The sequence below is a fragment of the Desulfogranum marinum genome, from assembly GCF_016918565.1.
GTDB lineage: Bacteria > Desulfobacterota > Desulfobulbia > Desulfobulbales > Desulfobulbaceae > Desulfogranum > Desulfogranum marinum.
Genome location: NZ_JAFFQD010000003.1, coordinates 113055 through 135857 on the forward strand (window position 1 = coordinate 113055; position 22803 = coordinate 135857).

Annotated in this window: 20 protein-coding genes; 11 read left to right on the plus strand and 9 right to left on the minus strand. The window is 47.6% G+C overall.

What is annotated here, in order from left to right; genetic code table 11:
* A complete protein-coding gene (locus JWH17_RS23610; protein WP_232370867.1) occupies nucleotides 1–1107 on the minus strand; it encodes an SLC13 family permease in 1107 nt (368 codons plus the stop codon).
* Nucleotides 1108–1192: 85 nt separating this feature from the next.
* Nucleotides 1193–1495 (minus strand): hypothetical protein, encoded by a 303-nt coding sequence (locus tag JWH17_RS03625; protein WP_205221263.1) that lies wholly within the window; start codon nucleotides 1493–1495, stop codon nucleotides 1193–1195.
* Nucleotides 1496–1523: 28 nt separating this feature from the next.
* Here JWH17_RS03625 and JWH17_RS03630 point away from each other — a divergent pair, with 28 nt between their 5' ends.
* The 4 genes from JWH17_RS03630 (at nucleotide 1524) to JWH17_RS03645 (ending at nucleotide 6070) form a co-directional block, all read left to right on the plus strand.
* Nucleotides 1524–2021, plus strand: a complete 498-nt coding sequence (locus JWH17_RS03630) for an NUDIX hydrolase (RefSeq protein ID WP_332468362.1) — start codon at nucleotides 1524–1526, stop codon at nucleotides 2019–2021.
* Between the two features lie 209 nt (nucleotides 2022–2230).
* On the plus strand, nucleotides 2231–3499 hold the full coding sequence (locus tag JWH17_RS03635; protein WP_205221200.1) for a S8 family peptidase: 1269 nt from the start codon (nucleotides 2231–2233) through the stop codon (nucleotides 3497–3499).
* A gap of 409 nt (nucleotides 3500–3908) precedes the next feature.
* Complete coding sequence (locus tag JWH17_RS03640; protein ID WP_205221201.1) at nucleotides 3909–4886, plus strand: malate dehydrogenase; 978 nt, start codon at nucleotides 3909–3911, stop codon at nucleotides 4884–4886.
* A 173-nt stretch (nucleotides 4887–5059) separates the two neighbouring features.
* Nucleotides 5060–6070, plus strand: a complete 1011-nt coding sequence (locus JWH17_RS03645; RefSeq protein ID WP_205221202.1) for a LysM peptidoglycan-binding domain-containing protein — start codon at nucleotides 5060–5062, stop codon at nucleotides 6068–6070.
* Nucleotides 6071–6076: 6 nt separating this feature from the next.
* Here the strand turns inward: JWH17_RS03645 and JWH17_RS03650 are convergent, their stop codons facing one another.
* Genes JWH17_RS03650 through JWH17_RS03665 form a run of 4 tightly spaced genes read right to left on the minus strand, consistent with a single transcriptional unit; the run spans nucleotide 6077 to nucleotide 8671 of the window.
* On the minus strand, nucleotides 6077–6721 hold the full coding sequence (locus JWH17_RS03650) for an RluA family pseudouridine synthase (RefSeq protein ID WP_205221203.1): 645 nt from the start codon (nucleotides 6719–6721) through the stop codon (nucleotides 6077–6079).
* Complete coding sequence (locus JWH17_RS03655) at nucleotides 6714–7514, minus strand: hypothetical protein (RefSeq protein WP_205221204.1); 801 nt, start codon at nucleotides 7512–7514, stop codon at nucleotides 6714–6716. The genes JWH17_RS03650 and JWH17_RS03655 overlap by 8 nt, the downstream gene beginning before the upstream one ends.
* A gap of 19 nt (nucleotides 7515–7533) precedes the next feature.
* Complete coding sequence (locus JWH17_RS03660) at nucleotides 7534–7734, minus strand: DUF2905 domain-containing protein (protein WP_205221205.1); 201 nt, start codon at nucleotides 7732–7734, stop codon at nucleotides 7534–7536.
* A gap of 4 nt (nucleotides 7735–7738) precedes the next feature.
* On the minus strand, nucleotides 7739–8671 hold the full coding sequence (locus JWH17_RS03665) for a DMT family transporter (protein ID WP_205221206.1): 933 nt from the start codon (nucleotides 8669–8671) through the stop codon (nucleotides 7739–7741).
* Here JWH17_RS03665 and JWH17_RS03670 point away from each other — a divergent pair.
* The 6 genes from JWH17_RS03670 (at nucleotide 8648) to pgeF (ending at nucleotide 18000) form a co-directional block, all read left to right on the plus strand.
* Complete coding sequence (locus JWH17_RS03670; RefSeq protein WP_205221207.1) at nucleotides 8648–11137, plus strand: hypothetical protein; 2490 nt, start codon at nucleotides 8648–8650, stop codon at nucleotides 11135–11137. The genes JWH17_RS03665 and JWH17_RS03670 overlap by 24 nt on opposite strands.
* 5 nt (nucleotides 11138–11142) lie before the next feature.
* Nucleotides 11143–12504: a DNA polymerase III subunit delta gene (gene holA / locus JWH17_RS03675; protein ID WP_205221208.1), complete on the plus strand. Its 1362-nt coding sequence runs from the start codon at nucleotides 11143–11145 to the stop codon at nucleotides 12502–12504.
* 194 nt (nucleotides 12505–12698) lie between these two features.
* Nucleotides 12699–13016, plus strand: coding sequence for an ATP-dependent Clp protease adapter ClpS (gene clpS / locus JWH17_RS03680; RefSeq protein WP_205221209.1), 318 nt, complete (start codon nucleotides 12699–12701; stop codon nucleotides 13014–13016).
* A gap of 72 nt (nucleotides 13017–13088) precedes the next feature.
* Complete coding sequence (clpA, locus tag JWH17_RS03685) at nucleotides 13089–15356, plus strand: ATP-dependent Clp protease ATP-binding subunit ClpA (RefSeq protein WP_205221210.1); 2268 nt, start codon at nucleotides 13089–13091, stop codon at nucleotides 15354–15356.
* 210 nt (nucleotides 15357–15566) lie between these two features.
* Nucleotides 15567–17159 carry a DUF3373 family protein gene (locus JWH17_RS03690; RefSeq protein WP_205221211.1) on the plus strand — a complete coding sequence of 531 codons (1593 nt, stop codon included), beginning with the start codon at nucleotides 15567–15569 and terminating at the stop codon, nucleotides 17157–17159.
* A gap of 73 nt (nucleotides 17160–17232) precedes the next feature.
* Nucleotides 17233–18000 (plus strand): peptidoglycan editing factor PgeF, encoded by a 768-nt coding sequence (gene pgeF / locus JWH17_RS03695; RefSeq protein WP_332468363.1) that lies wholly within the window; start codon nucleotides 17233–17235, stop codon nucleotides 17998–18000.
* 13 nt (nucleotides 18001–18013) lie between these two features.
* Here the strand turns inward: pgeF and JWH17_RS03700 are convergent, their stop codons facing one another.
* From JWH17_RS03700 to JWH17_RS03710, 3 genes are read right to left on the minus strand one after another with little or no spacing between them, the layout of a single operon-like run.
* Nucleotides 18014–18787: an endonuclease/exonuclease/phosphatase family protein gene (locus JWH17_RS03700; protein ID WP_319550391.1), complete on the minus strand. Its 774-nt coding sequence runs from the start codon at nucleotides 18785–18787 to the stop codon at nucleotides 18014–18016.
* Nucleotides 18780–20159, minus strand: a complete 1380-nt coding sequence (gene pcnB, locus JWH17_RS03705; RefSeq protein ID WP_205221212.1) for a polynucleotide adenylyltransferase PcnB — start codon at nucleotides 20157–20159, stop codon at nucleotides 18780–18782. Before pcnB ends, JWH17_RS03700 begins: the two co-directional genes overlap by 8 nt.
* Nucleotides 20160–20192: 33 nt before the next feature.
* Entirely contained in the window at nucleotides 20193–21185 is a 993-nt protein-coding gene (locus JWH17_RS03710; protein WP_205221213.1) for an NAD(P)H-dependent flavin oxidoreductase, read from the minus strand.
* A 315-nt stretch (nucleotides 21186–21500) separates the two neighbouring features.
* Between JWH17_RS03710 and hisS the strand changes: the two genes are divergently transcribed.
* Nucleotides 21501–22766, plus strand: coding sequence for a histidine--tRNA ligase (gene hisS, locus JWH17_RS03715; RefSeq protein WP_205221214.1), 1266 nt, complete (start codon nucleotides 21501–21503; stop codon nucleotides 22764–22766).
* Nucleotides 22767–22803 lie beyond the last annotated feature (37 nt).

Consider the following 22803-nt stretch of genomic DNA (forward strand, 5'->3'; position numbering starts at 1 on the left):
TCAGCTCTTCACCCGAACAATTGCAAGGGGATTGACTTGAAAAAGCTCCCGGAACCGCAGATCTTCCATACTATGATTACTCAGATTGGATTGAGGAATGACGACCCCTTCAACAACCCCGCTTTCTTCTTTTGAATTTTCCTTGGCAAAAATATCGTGTTCATCCTTGACTTTCCACGACAGTTCCCCGGCAGCCTCCCTGATATTGCTATTTGAGCTCATGATCCATAAAGAATCTCCAGGGTCAATACGAGAATCCCGCATCGGTGCCAGGATCTTCTCACGTCCACCTTGCTTAGCGATACCGATGACTGTTAGATGATAAAGTGGTCGTAATTCCAACTCACCCAAAGTTGCCGAAGAGGCAGTAAACGGAACCTGCACCTCATAGCTGTGGCCGACATCATGGCCGTAAATTTCTTCGAGCCTCTTATCCATGCAATCTTCATCAAGGGAACAGGCATCACTTGGCAGTAGTTTTCGGCCCAAAAAAAGAAAGTAAACAAGTACGCCGATCAGCAGAGCAATCCCGATGGGGGTAACAGAAAGCAATCCCAAAGGAACAAAAGGAGCACCATGAACAGCTTCGCTGTTATTGGCCCACCAACCGGCCATCAGGTCATTGAGCATGATCAAAGGGCTTGAACCGACTAAGGTGAGACACCCCCCTGTAATAGCCGCAAATCCCATGGGCATCAAAATCTTACTTGCCGCTATGTTTAACTCTCGGGAGATGCGCATTGTCGCCGGCAGAAACAGAGCTGCAGCGCCTATATTCTGCATAAAGCTTGATATAACCGATACGGTTGATGAAACAATGAGCATAATCCGTGTTTCACTTCGGCCTGCAACCTTAATAATATAAGCAGCAACACTGTTCATCTCCCCGGTTTTATTTAATCCTGCACCTAAAATCATCACTGCTATGATGGAAACAACCGCATTGGAACTGAGCCCGGCAACGGCTTCTTCAGGAGAGACAACACCTGTCAATGGCAGCAGCACCATCATTAACAACCCGACGAGATCAACCCGTAACAAGTCAAAGATAAATAGAATCACAGCCAACCCCAGCAGGCCGAAAACTATTATCATATCAAATGTCATATTTGTAGCCCTCACTCTCCTGCCATGCACTTCGGACAAGAACAGTTCTAATAGTACATAAGGTATCTTGGCGGATACAACCCTGTTATCTTGCTAAGTATCTATTGAAAAAAAAAAGAAAAACTCTCGAAAAGAGATAACGGTCATAATAGACCCATGGCAACCCTTTGTCACCCCTGATTGCACCGGCAAAAAAGAACGTCGGAATTCCCTCATTTTTTTCAAATAGATACTCAACCTGCTCTGCACCTGCATTAATTTTTAAGATTGCATAATCCGTATCATTGTATATCTTTAATATGTATCCGTAAAATATCTTTGTAAAAGATTGTTGTTGTACTAAATGCGTAGGTCCTGATTTGAGAGAAGCAGCCGTAGCAACCATCATTAGCACCGACCCTACCCCTCAGGTTTTAGTGCTCAAACGAACGAGTAACCCTCAAGACCCATGGTCAGGCCAGTATGCCTTTCCCGGAGGCCGAAGAGATTCATCAGACAGCTCCCTTCTGGACACTTGTCTCCGGGAGACCTATGAAGAGTGCGGCGTGGAATTAGCATCACATTCTTTTATCAAAAAGTACCCAGTGCGTAAAGCCGGCAACCATCTTGGAATCCCCACCCCGGTAACAACATATCTCTTTGAGCTTACCCATCGCCCCCCCATCAAACTGCAGGAAACAGAAATCAGTGCCCACGAATGGCTGCAACTGGGATATGCGGCTGACGACACCAACATCATCCAGCGTCCCATGAGTCCACGTTGTCCGCAGCGACTTTTCCCGTGTCTTCCTGCGTCCAAGGGGCTTGTATGGGGCTTTACCTTTGAAACATTGATGATGGTAATTGCTGATCGCTATTCTGACAGCAGCCCTAGTTACAGCATGCCCAATTCGACCCCCACCAACAATATGTAAAGAATATGGCCCCCCCATACATTTCCTCTCTCTTGGGATTAAGGGCTCACTGTTTCTCAATATTTTCAATATATAGCCCACGTATTTTTTTCAGCTGGCTTTTTCTATGTTGTTTAGCAACCTTCTCCTGTGTTTCAACTGTCTCATCACAAGACATACACATCCGGTTCATAAACGATCGCATAACACTCCATGCCGACCAGACCCCGTTGCGACAGATACTGGCAGAACTCTCAATCCATGGAGTAGACATACAGGCAGACCCCACAATAAACCCAACGGTTTCAGTCCACCTGAAAAACGTCCCCTTCAGCCAAGGACTTCCGGCTCTGCTTCGCCCTGTTAACCATGTGATTACCTGGAAAAAGGATGGAGACCACAATTTTCTCCCACATACAATACAAATATTCGCTCCCGGCATGCAGCACCGGATGGAACCTTTCAACAGATCGCATGCTTTCCGTACCATCCGCCATCCCACCACGGGATCGCTTATTCTTGCGGGTGAACTGCTCATTCAAAAAAAAACGCGTGTTTCTGACGCCCTTTTCCAAAAACACATACGCAGCATTGGCGGTCGCATCCTCGGCAAAATTGACGCCACTGGTCTTTGCAGAGTATCATTCCCGCTCGACAGTGACATAGAGGCTCTATTGTCGACGGTAGCAAAGCTTGAATCCGTAGCCTCAACAGAACCTCATTTTGCTTATACCATTCGCCCCTCGCCCTTCTTGGTCGAAGCCTCCCTGCCTGCAAAAGGTGGATCTGCCGCCTTGCCCACTTCGAGCTCCCACTCCATAGCAGTGCTCGACTCAGGACTTACCCCTGAAGCTCTTTCACTGCCATGGGTCGCTGCCACCTACGATGCAGTACAGCCATACTCACAAATTCAGGACCCATCAGGGCACGGCACCCAGATGGCGCAGCTTGCTTCAGGCGCAGTGTCCCCATTAGGTGTAAGTGCGAACCAGGCCGACCAACTCACCTCACCGGTAATAGCGGTACGAGTCTTTGATCAAAATGGGGTTACCTCTAATTTCAGCATCATCCAGGCCCTTGACTTTGCCATGGCCAACCATGCAAAGGTGGTCAGCATGAGCTGGGGTGGCTCAACAAAAAGCGAGTTTCTTGATCAGGCCCTTCAAACAGCAAACGCCAACGATCTCATTCTGGTGGCCGCCGCGGGCAACGAAGCTACAGGTGAATCCATTTACCCTGCCGCCTTTGAAAATGTTATCGGCGTCGGCGCCTTAAAGCCGGATGGAACCCCGTGGGAGTCTTCCAATTTTGGCCCTTTTGTTGAGGTACAGGCTGCTGGTTTTGCACCTTTTGTTCAAAAAGAAGACAATACCCCCATGCTCTTTGCCGGCACCTCCATTTCCACAGCCTATATTGCCCATACCATTGCATCTTTCCTTGACACCCACCCCGATGCTACTCTTCAGGAAGTGCGTACCATGCTGCAAAAACGTTTTTAATTACTCAAGGCAGTACTTCATACACGGTCAACCACTATTATTCCATTTCATCAGCAGACAACAATGAATAATAATTCATAAACGCCTTCCAAAAAACCATGCTATTTCAACATGTTGCACGGCTCAACAATGAGCGCTTGACTTTTTACCCATTGATTTGTATCAATAACGGCTGGTTGCATATGAAAGGGTATATGTGGGCTGGAGTTCTTGTGTCTCTTTTTTTTATTTTTAAACACAGGATCTGCAAGGGTGTATCCACTTATCAACCTTTCCGGGCAACCACACCATTGTCTGACTATAAATGGTAATAATGCCTCATCTTGAGGATTTTTGTTTACGTTACGGTAGATCCCGATACGTTTTGGGCTACCAGCTGTTAAGACAACTTTAGTGTAAGGAGAAAAAAATGAAAGCACCAGTACGTGTAGCCGTTACCGGCGCAGCAGGTCAAATCGCATACTCCCTCATCTTCCGCATTGCCAGCGGCAGTATGCTTGGTCCTGATCAGCCTGTTATCCTCCAGCTCTTGGAAATTCCGCCTGCAATGGGCGCGCTCAATGGCGTTGTTATGGAACTTAACGACTGTGCATTCCCATTGGTTGCCGGCATTGTAGCCACTGATGATGCAAACGTCGCATTTAAAGATATTGATTTTGGTCTCTTAGTTGGTTCTCGTCCTCGTGGACCAGGAATGGAACGTTCCGACCTGCTGGAAGCCAATGCCCAGATTTTCTCCGCCCAAGGTAAAGCACTTAACGATAACGCCAAGCCTGACGTAAAAATACTGGTTGTTGGTAACCCTGCAAACACCAACGCCCTTATCACACTGAAAAATGCACCGGATCTCAATCCACGCAACATCACAGCTATGATGCGTCTGGATCACAACCGTGCCAAATCTCAGCTTGCTGAAAAAACAGGTGCTCACGCCAACGACATTGAGCAAATGGTTGTTTGGGGTAATCACTCTGCAACCCAGTATCCAGATATCAGCTATGCCACCGTTAAAGGCGAAGCTGCAAAAGGTTTGGTCGACGATGCATGGAACGTGGACAACTTTATCCCTGTTGTCCAGCAACGCGGTGCCGCTATCATCAAAGCCCGGGGCGCTTCCAGTGCGGCATCTGCAGCTTCTGCGGCAGTAGACCATATGAGAGACTGGGCTTTGGGTAGCGAAGGCAAATGGGTCAGCATGGGTGTATACAGTGCCGGCAACCCTTACGGCATTGATGAAGATATCATCTACGCCTTCCCTATCACCACTGAAAACGGTGAATGGAAAATCGTTGAAGGTCTTGAAGTTAGTGACTTCAGCCGTAAAAGTATGCAGGAAACTCAAGACGAACTGACAGGCGAAAGAGACGCTATCAAGCATCTGCTGTAAGTTTTAAATCACTCGTTAGTCAAAAGGGGGTACCTACAGGGCACCCCCTTTTTTTATTCCCTCTTTCTCCTCAATCAGTGTACCATCAATAGAATTCTTTACGGTCACGCATCTATCTCCCCAGAGATGTGCTATACTCTCTCACAAAACGTTCACATGAGAGGACTATCCGGGTGTCAGACAACATTGCTCTAATTAAGAAAAAAATAGCAGCAGGCCACATTGTCGAGGCCGGCACCCTGCTTAAACTGCACCCTGACACCATTACGGGTGAACAACGCACCGCATTGCAGCAAGCCATTGCGGAGGTGAAGGCTGCGGCAGATGCGTTGATGAACCAGGCCAATGCTGAAGAAAAAAAAGGAAATGTAGAGGAAGGTATACGGTTGCTTCATCAGGCTGAAAAAATTGCAACTGATCTGCCCGACCTGGGCACAATGCTCACCCGAATGCATGACACGGTCGCTCTCACCCGGGCCTTAAAAAACAGATCACTCCGCCGGACACAGCCACTCCCGCCAGCTAAACCAGCTCGCCCTACGACACGAACACTCAAGATCGCCTGCCTATTGACCACTCTGCTGGGCATCTCTGCATGGCTTATCGGCAACTCGCCCTTTTCACCTCTACGACAACCTGAAGTAATTCCCCCAAAAAAAACGGCTACGAACCTACTCAAAAAAATACAGGTTGCCACCTCATCACCACCCCAATTAGAGGTTACAAACATCCAACGGCCATCTGTAAAACCACCGGCTGACGAGACAGCCAAGAGCCCCGGCTCAGTATCCCAGATAAAAGAAGCGCCAATCCCTGCTGCCGTTATAAGTACCAAAACCAGCACCACAACTACAATAAACGGACAACAGAGTTTGCCCCTGCAAAAGCCCGTCTCCGTTCCGCGGCAGCAGGTAGGCCTCCTTCCGCCACCGTCAACCAGCCTGCCTGATAAAAAAACAGCCAACACTCCCCCGCAAGCACGAGGTACGGTCGAAACATACGTCATTCAGCCCGGAGACACACTCAGCTCCATTGCCCATCGTCTTTTCTGCAACGAAAAAGAAAGGGAAAAGCTGTACAGGATGAACAAGGACCGGCTGGCTGCCCCCAGCTCCATTTACCCTGGCGTCGAGATCAAACTGGAGACCGAAACCATAACCATTGTTAATCTTTGTAATCGCTAAAGGCGTCTAAAATGGCGGCGCAGAAAAAAAGCAAAGTACTCGATCTGTTTCCGGATGGACAAACTGCAACCCTGTTGCATGGAGCAGCATCTGGTCTCCTCGGTGGCCATCACCGTATAAGCTGTCACCTACAATGGGATGTCCAAGGCCTTTAGAATGACTGGAATGTAACCGGAGTTGATGGGTCCGCCCTGTCGCGGGGAAAAATTCAATCTTTGTCCGCTGCTGAAAACGTTGCAGAACTCTCCATTTGGTCACTCCCAGCTTTCCGCATTCAGGATCATAGACCTGGTGTGGCCGGTTATCCGGATCTAGCCTGAAAGCCAGTTCTATTCTCCCTGCTTCTGCATCCACCAGACCATCGACAACAGCAACGTATCGTTTGATCACGGTACGGTTTTCAAACTGCAACGAAAGATGCCGGTGCGCCGTACGCGTCAGTCCGAGCACCATGAGTCCCGAGGTTGCCATATCCAATCGGTGCACTGCCGGCTGTGTTATACATTCCGATACCTTCTTTTGCAGACGGGTGACAACACAGTCTTGTTTATCCGCACCTCGTCCGGGAACAGCGAGCATACCGCCAGGTTTGTTCACCACGGCAAATGATGGTTCCAGGTACAAAATTTCTAGATTTTGCTGACTACACATCGCTTTCTAACCCGCAGAGAAAAAAGCCAAGAATAGGTTCGCACTTTGTTGCACAGGAGGGATAAAAAAATCCGTGTTGTCGTGAGCGAGACGCATTTTCTTTACCCCAGTAAAATTCAGCCAGCCCCACAGGCACGATCTTATGCAGGGCCGCATGTTGCAGGAGTTTCGGCGCACAGCAATCACCTGTACCGGTAGGCGGGCCATTTTCACCATTAAAAATGTCAGTTAACAATTCGCCGGCACCCCGAAAATTAGTCACCCTGTACAAGCCATGAATCTGCTGCATCAATTGCCGAGACAACCGCCGCCTTTTTTGTACGAGTTCTTTGCGCCGATCAGATTGAGGCGAAAGACGGCGGATCTCCCGAGTCAGCCTTTTCACCTCCCGCTCACCGTCCTCGGTCACATTAACAAAGGCCGCAGTGTCAAACACAGGTTCTACCCAGTCAGCCACAGACCAAAGACCATTGTATTGACCGGAAAAAGCATAAAAGATCTTTTCCCTACCCAGTTCATCTCTCCCTACAAGAGCACCAAACATCTTTCCCCTTGCCTCTCCAAACAAATAGTCTGTACGGCACAGTGGATTACTCTGATGGGGAGGGACCTGAAAATCTATGCGTTGATGTACCCTCAGGTTGGTCATCAGGTCCAGGCAGGCTTGTCTCGCAGGTCCTGCCTCCAGGCGATGGTCCTTTTGGCAGTGACGACAATAGCCGCCAATCGTTATTCCCCAAGATGGAGGCACGTTTTCTTCCGTTGAGCTTTGCCTGTCTTTGTTCACTTCCATTACATGATTCAACTGAAGTCTATTTTCGGAAAAACCAGATCAAAACAGAGATGATCACGCTAAACAACAGGCAGGTCGTCACCGGAAAATAAAACCGAAAATTTTCGCGAACAATGATGATATCGCCCGGAAAACGACCAAAAGGAATTTGCTTTATCCACGGCCAGCAGGCGCCAATACAGATGCAGATCACACCTACCCAGATCAATGCCTTATTCATGAACTCATGCCACTTCTTCTTGATTTTTTCGATCCTGACTCAGGATAACCCCACAAAACACCAACACACAGGCCCAAAACTGCCAAAAGGTAAAATGTTCCCCTAAAACCACAAACCCAAGGATAACAGTAAAAACGGGAATAAGATTAATAAAGACTGAAGCCTGATTTGCTGGTATGCGACTAATACCGAAATTATACAGACCATAGGCTCCGACACTGACAAAAACACCTAGATAGAGAATAATCGACACCCCGCTGAGCGATATTGCCTGTGGGACATGCACCTGGGGAAGCAGCAGTACCGGCAAAAAAAACAGGGCTCCCAAAACACATTGCACTGCTGTTAAAAAAAAGGGTGAAAGATCTCTGCTTAAATATTTCATCTGAATAATGTATCCTGTGGCACAAACCATGGCCAGGAATTCTAAAAAATTTCCCAGGACCGGGTTGGGAGCCTGCTGGGTACGTTCTCCAGCCAAAGTGAGCCACAAGGCCCCTGCAGCTGCGAGGATAAAACCAATCACGGTTTTTCGTGAAATATGCTCTCCCAAAATTGCACCAGCAGCAATCGCCACCAGCAGCGGCAACATGGTTGTAATCATTGATGCCTGAGATGCGCTGGTCTGCTGCAGAGCGGCTGCTTCAAAAAGAAAATACAGACAGGGTTCGCAGAGGCCCATTCCCAGCATGGGCAACAGATGTTTTTTTCTGATTGGCGCCTTGACAAAGTGCCGGATAAAAGGAAGAAAGCACAGTGAAGCGACCATAAGACGACCCAATACAACAAGCAAGGGATCAAGTTCAAAAAAAGCGTACTTCATGGCAACAAAAGAGCTTCCCCACAACACCATGGCCACCAACATTGCCAATGTCGGCAGCAAACTCCCCTGGTAAGAGACTACCTGATTTATATGTCCTTTATGTTCCACATCCATAACTTCTCTCGCAAACAGCTTATTGCTCTTTTATTCCTCTCCATTGCGCTCTTTGCAATGCTGGAGGGCAGCACCGCGACAACAGCACACGGAGCCCCCCTTGACTTACAGCATGCGAGTTGGCGACAGACCGTCAGTCTATACCAGAGAAATGACTGCCTTACCAGTGAGCAAGTGGCCTATGGCAAAGAAATTATCAAAGGACTCAGTTATAATAGCCAGCGCGTTTTGCGTATCTTTTGCAGCCTCCCTGCTCTCGGCTTTGCCCAATACCAAAACATCTGGTCACTGCTCATTAACCACCCTCTCTCCTTTGAACAGGTGCGCATTTTTGAGCAATGGAGTGAGCTTACCGGTACTGATTACGACCTCTCACTTAAGGCAGTGCCGGCAATCAGTGCTCTCTCTTATGCAGCGGGCAAAACCTTCGTTGCCTTTTTCGAGCTTCCTGATACGACTCCCGGCTTTGCTCTGGAGTTAATCCCTCTGCTCAACAAGCTGCCTGCTCCAACCCACCAGGCACTGCAAGCTATGCTGGCAGTCAAGGGCATGACTGCCAAGAACATCACCACGGTTTTACTGACCATACACAGACTCAGTGAAAGCCAAGCCATGGCACTCAAGGCTTATGCTCAGCTTGAAGAACTGGATACGACAACCCTTTTTGAAGGACTTTCACTCATCTCCCGACTTCGCAGGGAAGATGCCTGGAATGCTCATTTTCTTTTTATCACCACCCAACCACCCAGCAAAGAAGCCTGGGACTGGCTGGTTATGTTTTTTGCCCTGCCGCCGGACATCCAGGAAACCCAGGTCGCCACCTTTAACAAAGGGCAGAAGAAACAACTCCTCCAAGGCATGCAGGCAGGCGCCCAAACCCTGATATGGGAAATAAACGATCTCCACGCCCTGACAGATCGATTTGGCATGGAACTTTCTTCAAGTGTTCTCCGCAAGATGCCCACCAAAGAACTCCGACGATATTTCCACCACCTTTCACCGGTCATCAAAGTCCGCTATGGCAACCAATTTACCTCCGCAATCACATCCCGGCAGCAAGGCACAGCAATCAATATCCTGCGTGAGGCAACCTCTGCCAACAGATCGTACATCGCATCCAGCCTGACATCGATCAACATCTACGCACTCCTGAGCCAGGGAAGCGAATTATATGATTCTTCCTTCCGGAATATTCTGGTACCAGTCCTGCAAAGGCGCCTGCGAGAAAACTTTTCAGACAATCTCCTCCTTTTCTTTGAAGCCGTTGACCCAACACATTTCCTGGTAGCACAGTTCATTACCAGTTGTGCCCAAAAAGGTAAATTGGCCTCATTTTTCCCAAAAAACAGTCAACAGCAACAACAGGTGCTGGACCTGGTGGCCAAATCCGCTTTTCGTGATCCCGCTTCACTGCTTGTCTTCACAGCTACAATGCAGCCGCTTTTTAAAATCCTTAAAACAGAGGCCCGTTCTTATTTTGTACAAAAGATGATCACGGCTGCAGAAGAAACCAACTCAGAGGTAGCAAGACTACTGATCGCAGCCCTGCAATATTACCAACAACATCAGCAGGAATTTCTTACTCGAGAAGACCAGGAAAAATTGAGCTTGCTTGAGCAAAAGCATGGTCGGCTCTCCTTTGCCCAGTTCCTGCAGACTCCTTTTGCAGAATGGAAGCAGGACAACCAATTAGTGTCGTTGTCTCTTTTCCATCCCGATGACGACGGACGTCAATCGTTTTATTCCTTTGCACGCTATCTGCGGCAAAAGGGTTACGTTTTGGAACCGGCTCCGGCCTATTCAGCGGTTGCAATTTCGCCCTTACAGCGGCAAGAAATCAATACCCTTTCTCCTCAAGATGAAAACATAGGGTCCCTAGGACTACCAAAACTTTTCCGACTGATGGAAACAGAAAAAGCCAGCGTGGCATTTACTCGCACCCTCAACCACATAACCATACGCCACGTACTCTCTGTATATGCAAACCAGGAAGAACAACAAGACAAGCTCCTCAACTTTTTCACAAGTGGTCATGAAATGCTTATCCAGCGAGGGCATAGCTACTGGCGCAAAGAACAAATAACCGATCCAATGACCTCCCTTATTGAACAAAATATGCTCACTCAAAAAATGCTTAAAAACAAGCAACGTTTTTTAAGTATTGGCTCCTGCGGCGGAGTGAAGGTATACTCTCACCTTAATCAACTTTTTGCGGGATCAGTTGATATTTTGGCAACCATCGGCACGGGTCTGGCTGAAATAAACACTCCTTACAACACCTTTTTATTTGAATTTGTCGCCACCCACGGAGAGGCAGCCACCTGGGATAAGGTTACCAATGCCTCTACGCCATTTTTCCAGTCCGGCCGTGGTCAGGACTACTTGCAACCAGGATCACTGCCGGCTATCCTTCATAAAATGTTTATCAACCAGCCTGCTACCCTTCTCCCCCCGAAAAAGAGCTAACCTGTATGCCTGTATACACTCGCGAAACACTCCCCAAGTTACTGGAACAAACCGTCAACAATGCAGCCCAGGTCTACCTCTTTTTTGGTGAACGATATTTATGCAGGGATGCTGTTGAAAAAATTGAAAAACAGCTCCTCCAGCTCCCGGGTACAGTTCACCCTGTTGACGGTGAGCATGAGGACACGGCAACCCTGGTGTACAAACTGCGCAGCTTCAGCCTTCTTCCCGGTCGCCAAATCTTTAAAGTCATTGACACTCGGCTCTTTTTTTCAAAAACTGTTGCGAAAAACATATGGAAAAAAGTTATCAAGGCCCATGAGGCAAAGAAACCAGGACAAGTGACTCGATCACTTAGTGCTTTCCTCAGTGCAGGCGGAATAAAAGCGGATATTTCTGAACATGACCTCAGCCAACTGACCCCTCAGCAGTGGCAGCATGCTTTTGGTTTCGCCAAACCTGATGAAGATCTCTCCTGGACAGTTGAACCGTTGCTGACACTACGCTCACAACCCGACAAGCAGGTCAAAAACGCTGCCGACTCTGCGGAAATACTCATAGCATGTCTTGAAGAAAACATCCCCGCAAACAACATCCTGATCCTAATTGCCGAAGAAGTCGATAAAAGGAAAAAACTGTTCAAATATTTCAAAGAGCACCATGTCGTGGTCGATCTCGGCGTTGAGGCAGGTTCTTCTGCCAAGGCGCAAAAGCAGCAAAAAAGTGTGCTTCTAGCTCTCATCCAACAGACTCTGACCGAGATGAATAAAACCATTGTTCCTGCTGTCGCTGATCGGTTGATAGAAAGAGTCGGCTTCCATCCGGTTGCGGTTGTCATGGAACTGAGAAAAGTTATGCTCTATATCGGAGAGCGTCAAAAAATAACCCAGGAAGACCTCGACGCTGTGGTCGGCAGGACTCGCCAGGAAGCACTTTTTGAATTGACCACCGCCTTGACGGCTAAAAATCTCAGGCAAGTTCTACTCATTGCCGACAGGCTGCAGGCAAATGGGCTCCATCCCCTTGCGCTTATAGCAGCATTGAGGAATACGACCCGCTCTCTTTTATTATTTCGCTCGCTCCAGGAACAATCCCACTTCGGCTACACACCTTCCATGTCTGCCAGCGCTTTTCAGAATCAGTGCCTTCCGCTACTAAAAGAGAATTCCGCCTGGAAAAAAGAACTCAGCGGCCACCCATATGCACTGTATATGCAATTTAAAACGGCGGCCAACCATCCATTGCAGCAACTGCAGCAGTGGATGCGCCTCCTGTTACAAACAGAAATGCGGCTCAAAGGTTCTCCTGTGACTCCGCAAATAATCCTTCAGCATCTTTTTTTCACCATGCTCGCTCAGCAGCAATGACATTGCCGCCCTCCAAAATGAAAGGAAACTTGAAAATTTAGAGGGGAGCATTACTATACAAGTATGAAAGAGAGAAAAAAAAAGTTACAACCCTGTTGTTATTTCAACGCACTTGACACAATTAACACTGTAGATTCGACGGCAGAAACAGCTTTGGGTCTACGAAATATAAATGTAATTAACTGTTCACGATAATGGCCAAGGAACAATCCAACCTTCAAGGTGAGATTCTCGCAGAAGATAAGAAGCAGCTGCAAGAACCACCACTTTTTAAAGTTTTGCTGCACAACGACGACTACACTACCATGGATTTTGTGGTGATGATTCTTGAAACGATTTTTAACAAGGACAGCACCGAAGCCACTAAAATCATGCTTGATGTACACCACCAGGGAATGGGCATTGCGGGTATATATACCCGTGAAATAGGGGAAACAAAAATATCCCAGGTGCATCACTTGGCCCAAAAAAATCAATTCCCATTGAAATGTTCTCTTGAAAAAGACTGTTAACACCACCAGAGGACACCGGACCATTCTTAGGCAAAAGAATGTACGTCCAGTCTCTGTATAAGGATCAATACTATGCTGAGTAAACAATTGGAACTGGCACTAATAAAGGCCATCAAAGAAGCAAGAAATCAGCAACATGAATATGTTACTGTCGAGCATATGCTCTACGGGTTACTCCACGACGAACTGGCCCGACACATTATTGATAAATGCGGCGGCAACAATGCCAACCTTAAAGAACGGCTTGAACAATTCTTTGCCAGTGGTATGCCGGTATTAAAAAACAATGAGAGCGAGCCCTCACAAACAGTTGCCTTTAACAGGGTTCTGCAAAGGGCTGTTAGTCATGTGCAGAGTTGCGGTAAAAAACAGGTCGACACAGGAGACGTGCTCGTATCCATACTTACCGAGCCCGATTCCCATGCCGTTTATTTTCTCGGTTCAGAAGGAGTTGGTCGCCTGGAAGTAGTTGAATATATTTCACATGGTCTCCCTGAAACGCTACAGAGTGAACCGTTTAAGCAACCTTCACCACCTCCCAACAAAAACAAACAAAAAAAGGGCGGTGAAAACGCACTTCAGGAATTTACGGTCAATTACGCGCAAAGAGCAGCAGAGGGAACTATTGATCCTCTGATTGGCAGAGACAGTGAACTACACCGAATGATGCAAGTACTTTGCCGCCGGAAAAAAAATAACCCCTTGTTGGTGGGCGAACCTGGAGTCGGTAAAACAGCCATGGCAGAAGGGCTTGCTCTCAGGATCTACGAGGATGGCATAGCACGTCAGTCCGATCCCCCTGATGAAGATAAGCTAGTACCGGATCTGCTTCAGGACACGGAAATCTATATGTTGGATCTCGGCACTCTGGTTGCCGGAACCAAATATCGAGGTGACTTTGAAAAACGGCTCAAAGAAGTGGTAAGCGCCATCGAAAATAAGGACAATGCAATCCTTTTTATCGATGAAATGCACACCATTATCGGCGCCGGTGCCACCAGCGGTGGTTCTATGGATGCTTCAAATCTGCTTAAACCTGCTTTGCAGGCCGGCACCATCCGCTGTATCGGTTCAACTACTTATGAAGAGTATAAAAACCATATCGAAAAAGACAGGGCTCTATCCCGGAGATTTCAAAAGATAGACATCGAAGAGCCTTCGGTGGATGATACCTGCAACATCTTAAAAGGGTTGCAGCCCCGTTACGAAGAACATCATCATATCCGTTATTCTAAAAATGCCATTATCTCAACGGCTGAACTGGCGGACCGATATATAAACGATCGCTTCCTCCCAGACAAGGCTATCGATATTATGGATGAGGTAGGTGCCTCTTTTCGGCTAATGGGAAAGATAGGGAAAACTGTGGGCGTTAAGGATATAGAGCGTATCGTATCAAAAATGGCCAGGGTTCCTGTTTCGAGCAAGGTCCGTGATGACACCAAAGATCTTCGCAACCTAAACAACAAGCTGAAGTCAGCCATTTTTGGACAAGACGACGCACTTGAAGCCGTTGTCAAGGCTGTTAAGCGCTCTCGAGCCGGACTTGGCAACCCATTGGCGCCTACAGGTTCGTTTCTTTTTGCCGGCCCGACCGGAGTCGGCAAAACAGAAGTTGCGAGGCAACTGGCAGCAGCTCTTTCCATTCATTTTGAACGTTTTGACATGAGTGAATATATGGAAAAACATGCGGTGGCAAGACTTATTGGTGCTCCTCCAGGTTATGTCGGATTTGACCAAGGAGGCCTGCTCACCGATGCCATTCGCAAGCACCCCTATTCAGTACTGCTGCTCGACGAAATCGAAAAGGCGCATCCTGATGTTTTTTCGGTTTTACTCCAAGTTATGGATCATTCAACCCTCACTGATAATGCAGGGCGACGAGCCGACTTTCGCAACGTCATTATCATTATGACCACCAATGCCGGTGCCAGGGAAATGAGTGAACAGACAATAGGGTTTATCGGCGATTCTAAAGGGAAAGAGCAAAAAGCCATTAAAAATCTTTTTGCCCCTGAATTTCGCAATCGCCTTGATGCAACCATCAGCTTTTCCACCCTTGGTATAGATACGGTAGAGAAGATTGTCGATAAAATGACACTTGAGCTGCAAGCCCAGTTGTCCGAAAAGAATATCTCAATTTCCTTAACCCCAAGTGCACGACGCTGGATTGCCAGTGAAGGCTATGAACCCGCCTACGGGGCTCGCCCCCTGCGTCGCCTGATCATGAAAGAGATAGGCGACACCTTAACCGACGAAATCCTTTTCGGGGCTCTTAAAAAAGGCGGCAATGTAAGAATAGGCCGAAAAAACAACAAAATGACCTTCCGCTACTATTAACATCCGTATCAATCACCGGAAGTATTACCCGCTTCCGGTGATTCTCCCTCCTTAAGCCCCACCCTCCCGAGTACAATTTTTTATACTTTTATAGGCTGTCGCATTGACTTTCTTCGGTTATAACGATACTATCGGTATTAAAATATACATAGTGTTCTGTAATTCCGTATAGTTTCAGAAAATTAAGGGAAGAAGAAGGGAGGAGGAAAGATGGTAAAAAAAATGTCCATGCTTGCTTTGGCTGGTTTGCTGGCTTTGCCGGCAACTACCTTTGCCGGTGCAGGCAAAACACCCCAAGATCTGGAAAGCAAGATCGAAGAACTTGCTAGACAGCTTGATGCTTTGAAAGCCCAGTTGGCCGAACAAAGTGAGGCAATGACCGAATACAGTGATAAAGTTAACGACATGGATGACCTGCTGGAGGAAAAATCAGAGTCCTGGGACTTGGCAGCTCGTTTTACCTTTTACGGCGACTTCCGTGCCCGCGGCGATTTTTACAGTGCAAGCAACGTCTTTGATGCCGGCACTCCTCTGCTTATGACCGGCATGGCAAACGGGCAACCCACCTTTGCCACCCAGGCCATGGGAGATCAAGAAAACGATACCATCCTCACCAACCGCTTTCGCCTCAACATGCGGGTTAAAGCGACTGAAAACGTTGAGTTCAAAGGTCGTCTTGCCATGTACAAGGCGTGGGGTATGCAGTCAACCCCGGATAACCTGGCAGGTGGTTTTCCGATCTTTGACGGCAATGTCACCCGTACCCCCAACGACAGCGCTCTTTATGTAGACCGTGCCTTCGTCAATTGGAACAACATCGGCGGTTTGCCTATGTGGTTCTCCATTGGTCGGCGTCCTACCACTGATGGTCCCCCCGCACATTTACGTATGGGTAATGATACTAGAATGGCCACCCCAAGCGCCTATTTTGATTACCCCTTTGACGGCCTCACCCTTGGGTACGCATGGGACTGGAATGCAGAAGCCATGGGTACCAGCCGGTTACGCTTCTGTTATGGCCGTGGGTTCGAAAACGGTCTCCAATATGATCAAGACACCAACCCATATCCGCTTGACGACACCGATTTCGGCGGCTTCAGCTGGGATGTCATGAAGCAGGGGTCAAGATTCCTCAATCTGCAATTCTTCGGCATCTACAACTTGTTCAACTATCCTAATTTCCAAAGCGACCTTGTTCGCCTGGGAGCAAGCCAACCACAAGAAGACGGCGGCTTTGGCGCCCAGAAAGATCTCGGCCAAATGTACCACACCACGGGTATATTCATGGACAAGGTTAACAACTTCAACTACTTCCTTGCTGGTGGATGGAGCCATACCGATCCAAACGGCAACGGCATGTTCAATGATTATTTCGGCATGAGCAGTGGCCAAACCGGGCTCAATACCGATTCAGAAGATGGTTATTCCGTCTACGCCGGCATCCGGTATGACTTTGAAGACCTTGGTCTCAAGCTTGGCGCTGAATACAACTACGGCTCTCAATACTGGGTTGCCTTCACTCCTGGTCATGACGAACTCTACATGTCTAAGCTGGCCACCCGCGGTAATGCCTACGAATTGTACATGATCTACGACCTGCCTACCGGCGAAGCTATTTCCAAATATGCCAAGACGTTTATCCGTCTGGGCTGGCAGTACTATGATTACAACTACTCAGGCGGATTTGACTGGAATGTCAAACCTTACGACCTTGACGATGACAAAGATGCGCTGCAAGCACTTGGACTCAACCCTGTAGAAAGCGCGCACCAAGTATACCTCACCTTTGAGGCTTATTTCTAGTATCTGGCCTGCAGCATAAACACTTCTAACCGGGAAAGCCTTCACAGGCTTTCCCTTTTTTCATTATACGAACGTGATTACATCCCATCCAGGACTCACTTATTGCACAAGCAGTAATCTACCTATCCCCCACGGCATGTTTTGCCGGCATGGCGGCGTCGGTTCAGGACCTTTCAACTCGCTGAACCTCAGCTACTCTGTTGGCGACAGCGAGGAAGCAGTAAAGGCCAACCGCAATATTCTCCGTCAACGCCTCCGGATTGAGCACCTCTGTTCGGCCCATCAGATCCATTCAGATGTGGTTGCAGTCATCCGTTCAAAAAATAATCTAAAGGAAATTGAAGGCGCTGACGCTTTAATAACCAGTATGAAGGGAATCGGCTTGCTCATCCAGCAAGCAGACTGTCAGGCGGTTCTGCTTTATGATCCACAGCAACAGGCCATTGGTGCTATCCATTGCGGTTGGAAAGGAAGTGTCATCAATATTATAGCCACAACCGTAGCCCAAATGCAGAAAGAATTTGCAGTAGCTCCACACGATTTACGTGCTGTTATCAGCCCTTCGCTTGGTCCATGCTGTGCAGAATTTCAAAACTATCGCCAGGAGCTGCCAACGTGGATGCACGCTTACCAGGTACGTAGAAACTATTTTGATTTTTGGGCTATAACCAGACAACAACTCAGACAAGCAGGGATAAAGAACACCAACATTGAGACGACAGAAGTATGCACCAAATGCAATGACCGTTTTTTTTCCTACAGAAGAAGCACAGCAAAGGGAAAAAAATATACAGGTCGCAATGGCTCAGTCATCAGCCTGCCGCAAACAGACCACGATTAGGCAAAACGAAAAATTATAAAAATTCGAAATCACAAATCAATGGAGCATGGTCTGAAAAAGTGACCAAAGGAATCTGGAAATTGACCACCCTCAATTCAGGACTGTGAAGGATAAAATCAAGCTCCATTTTAGGGCTACGACTGGGGAAGGATGGTATTTTTTTCGGATTGGCACTCACCAGGCCGGTGGCGCCGAGAAAAAGGTCAAGTTCTCGCTTTCCCCAAAGCACATTAAAATCACCCGCCAAAATCACAGGCCGATCAACTTCTCGAATAAGCCGATACAGCCGCTCCAGCTGGTATTGTCGCTTGCGAAATGTCAGTGACAAATGAACAAGAAAGACCGTAACCCTTTCCATACATGCCTGAATAATAAGCCTCTTGACCCCTTCCTCAAAATAATGAAAACGGTGACTGATTATTTCGTCATGCGCCAAAATAGCATTACCCTGCGTTCTCAACAAAGGCATCCGTTTCGCTACTGAACCAAAGGCATACTTGGTTTCAATAACATGATAGAGCTTGAGTTGATCTGCTATTTTTTTGGCCTGACACTGTTGCTCAGTTCGAAAAGAGCCGCCGTCCACCTCTACCAGCCCAAGGATATCCGGCTGCACGCTCTTAATAAAGGATACGATTTTGGCCAGTTGGCTTCCGGAACGCTTCAAATACCCGGCATAGGGGAATGGTAGATGAAAGCGGGTACCGTTTCCAGCTGCATAGCGAATGTTGTACAGCAAAAATCGTAATGCCCGTTCATCTTTTGGGGTAACAATCGTCTTAGCCACGATTCCTCAGTCCAAACACGCCTTGTTTTTTACTGCTAAAAGCAGGATTAACCCCCCGTCTACCCGGTTTTTTACTCCGAGTCCCATTTTCAGGCGGCATAACAACAGCTTCCTGCTGATGTTGCTCTTGGAAAAAGCAGTGCGGCTCGACCTCACTCTTGCCTAAGGATTCGCGGTAAATCGCATAAAAACGGGTACAGTCACGATAATAACTCTTCCGTTTTAACCATTTAGGTATTTTCCCTCCATTCTCCAACTGATGGAAGGTCGGTAGATTGACCAACAGGATCGCCAGGGCATCCTTTGCCATCCGCTTAACATTAAACTGTTCCCCTAAATAACTATCAAGATCCGCACGAATTTTGCGATTCAAGACATGATACCCTTTACCACGCAGCTGTACTTCCAGGAGATTGAAACGCCGGATTGCCCAAGGCAGAAGCAAAGCTGCAAACAGCATATATTCAGGAATTACAACTTGCCTTTTTTGTTTACGCAAACCATACAGCCTATCCACCACGCTTAACAGGCTATACAGTTCGTGTATTATATTCTGTCGTTCGTTACTCTTGAAACAATTCGTATACAATGGAAAGAGTATGTTCCAGATGTTATTTTCGATACAAAGCTGTGCCCATTTTTGGCTTGTCCCAGACTGCAGGTCCTTCAAAATTTCATCCCGAACACGTGATGCAGGGCAAAGCAAAAGTTTATCTGCATGCACTCCAATGGCCTCTCGGGTTGGGGAATCTATCGTAAATCCTTTTCTGGCGGCATGGCGGATTGCCCGCATTATACGCACGGGGTCACGCGTAAATCGACGATGAGGATCGCCGACCATACGGACCACCCCGGTATTTAGATCGTTGACGCCACCAATGTAGTCAATAATTGTATTGGTCTCTATTTCGTAAAACAGAGCATTGATGGTGAGGTCTCTGCGGAAGGCGTCTTCCTCCAGAGTGCCAAAGGTATTATTATGGGGCAGAACCTGTTGAGGGCCGTTAAGATCATGTTCGCTCTGTGACCGCAATGTCGAGACTTCGATAATCTTATTGCCTCGAAAAAAGACCTGAACTAATCGAAAACGTCTGCCGATTGTGCGGCTGTTACGAAAAAGTTTACGCAACTGCCCAGGACGAGCGTCAGTTGAAATATCAAAATCCTTGGGATTCTCACCAAGATAAAGATCGCGCACCCCTCCACCGACAAGATACCCTTTAAAACCGGCATCACGCAGCCGGTAAAGCACTTTCAAGGCTTCGATGTCCAGCTGCGATTCTCGAATGGGGTGTTCAGATTCGGGGATAATCAACGGTTCGCACCGCTGATATCCCCGGCCAAGAGCTGCAATTGATGAATCCGTATCCATACACTCACTACAAATGGTTTATACCAGGCTTCTTCACGCTGCCCCGGGTTCGGATGTTTTTGCTGTTTCCTTGTAGACTGATTCGGCAGCCTTGACAAAACGATCAAAAATTTCACGCACCGGCAAAATCTCATTCATTTTATAGGTATTTGCCCCTGAAAAGAATAATCCATTATCAAGATCGCCATCGCATGCAGCCGTTAATCTGTCGTTAATACAATACTTATAACTGCATTTTTTCAGGCATTTAAACCTGCATTTATCCACCGAAACATCACCGCCTTTTTCCATTTTTTCAATAAATGGAGTTTTCACCGCTCGTCCGGTCATCCCCACCGGGGATGGCACTAAAACGATATCATCCTTCTGGGCTTTCAAGAAGGCATCTTTGAACTCCTGAGAAACCGAGCATTCCTCACTAAGGACAAAACGGGAAGCAATCTGGATACCATCAGCACCATAGTCATCCATCATCTCAGCCATCTCAAAACCGTTTGTAATGCCTCCAGCGGCTATCAGCGGAACCTTGGAAACGGCCTTTCGAATTGCCGGGAACATGTCCCTCAATTTTTTATCCGTGCCGAGATGCCCACCGGCTTCAGTGGCTTCTGCAATGATGGCAGCAGCTCCAAGCTTTTCAGCCAGCTTTGCAAAATTGGGGGAAGAAACGATTGATACAATCGGTATATTATGTTTTTTTCCTATCTTAAAGATATCCCTTGAAAATCCAGCACCAGTAACAATCATGTCAGCACCGGCTTCTATGGACCCCATGACCAGTTCATAAAAGTCCTTCATCGCATACATAATGTTCACGGCGATTATGCCCTGGGTGGCGTCTTTGGCTTTACGAATATCCGCCTTTAATTCTTCGACAGGGATCGCAGATCCCCCTATTGTACCTATCCCGCCGCACTCGGCAACAGGCACTGCCAGAGCGGAGGTTGAAACACGAACTGACATTCCACCCTGAATGATAGGTACCTTGGCTATAAATGAGCCTATTTTTAATTCTGGCAATTTCATGCAAATCTCTTGGGTTAGAGGGCTAATATATTTACAGTCGCCGAAACGATGCACACTTCACGCTGCCTCGGCAATTTGCGGTAAAGCCTTAATACAACAGTAACCACTATCCAGTGCCTGACCTTGTAATATTGCCTTTTCAACGACCATATAATCTAAATACCAATCTACTATTATAGTCTTTTTACCAGAAATGCGCCACACTGACTTGACTTTTCATTCATTTTGCAGTTAGATTTTTGTCTTTTTTTATTAAAATCAAGTATCGTCGATGTGCATAATGCATATTTTCTGCAGTCACAATGGAGCACCTCTTTGAAAATTCAGGCTATAAACGGATTTAAAGACATTCTGCCGGACAGCGCCCTCCTCTGGCAGCAAATTGAACAACGGGCCAGAGATATTTTTCAACGATTCGGTATGCGGGAAATCAGAGTACCGATCATGGAAAAAACCGATTTGTTTGTCCGCTCCATCGGTGAGGCGACAGATGTGGTTGAAAAGGAGATGTATACCTTTACTGAGAAGTCGATAACCATGCGTCCGGAAGCAACTGCTTCCATCATGCGGGCTTTTATAGAAAACGGTATGCATGTGCAACAACCTGTTCAGCGGTTATTCACCATTGGCCCAATGTTTCGCCATGAACGTCCACAAAAAGGCCGTCAACGCCAATTCCACCAGCTTGATGCAGAAATCATCGGTGCCCAGGAACCGCAAGTTGACGCGGAATTGATTGCCATGGGCCAAATGTTACTCGATGAACTTGGCATAAACACCAGCCTGGAGATCAACTCACTGGGCTGCCCTGCATGCCGGCCCCCTTTTCGCACAAAACTCGTCAACTATCTGGAGCTGCATCAAGACGCACTGTGCGATGATTGCAAGCGCAGAACTACTACCAATCCGCTCAGAGTACTGGATTGCAAAAAATCTACTTGCAAAGCTATTGCCAAAGACGCCCCGTCCATACTTGACAGTCTCTGCGAAAACTGCAGCGACCACTTTTCCCTAGTCCGACAAGCACTGCAGGACCTTGGCATATCGTTCACGATCAACCGTTTCATGGTACGCGGACTGGATTACTACACCCAGACTACTTTTGAATTTCTGACAAGTGATCTGGGAGCACAGGCAGCTGTCGGCGCTGGGGGACGATACGACGGACTAATAGAACAACTCGGTGGCCCGGCCTTGCCAGGCATTGGATTTGCCATGGGCATCGAACGTATTGTGCTGTTGATGGAACAAAAAAACAACGGCACCTCTCTTACCCAAAATACAGATTGCTTCATCGCAGCACTAGGCCAAGAGGCTAACAAGCCATGCAGCCAGCTGACCCACCAACTCAGACTGCGGGGAATAAATGCAGCCATGGATTACAGCGGCCGTAGTCTTAAGGCACAAATGAAACAGGCTAACCGCGTCCACGCTCGCTTTGTACTGATTGTCGGCGAAAACGAACTGAAGCAAGAGGAGGCTGTTCTCCGTGACATGAAAACTCAGAAACAGCAGGTCTTTTCCCTTGCCGGATCTGTCAGCGAGCAAGGCGAACGGTTAGCACCCGTGCTGCGCGCTTAACCTCAACACAATATTTTCAACCCTGCTGACCTTTCAT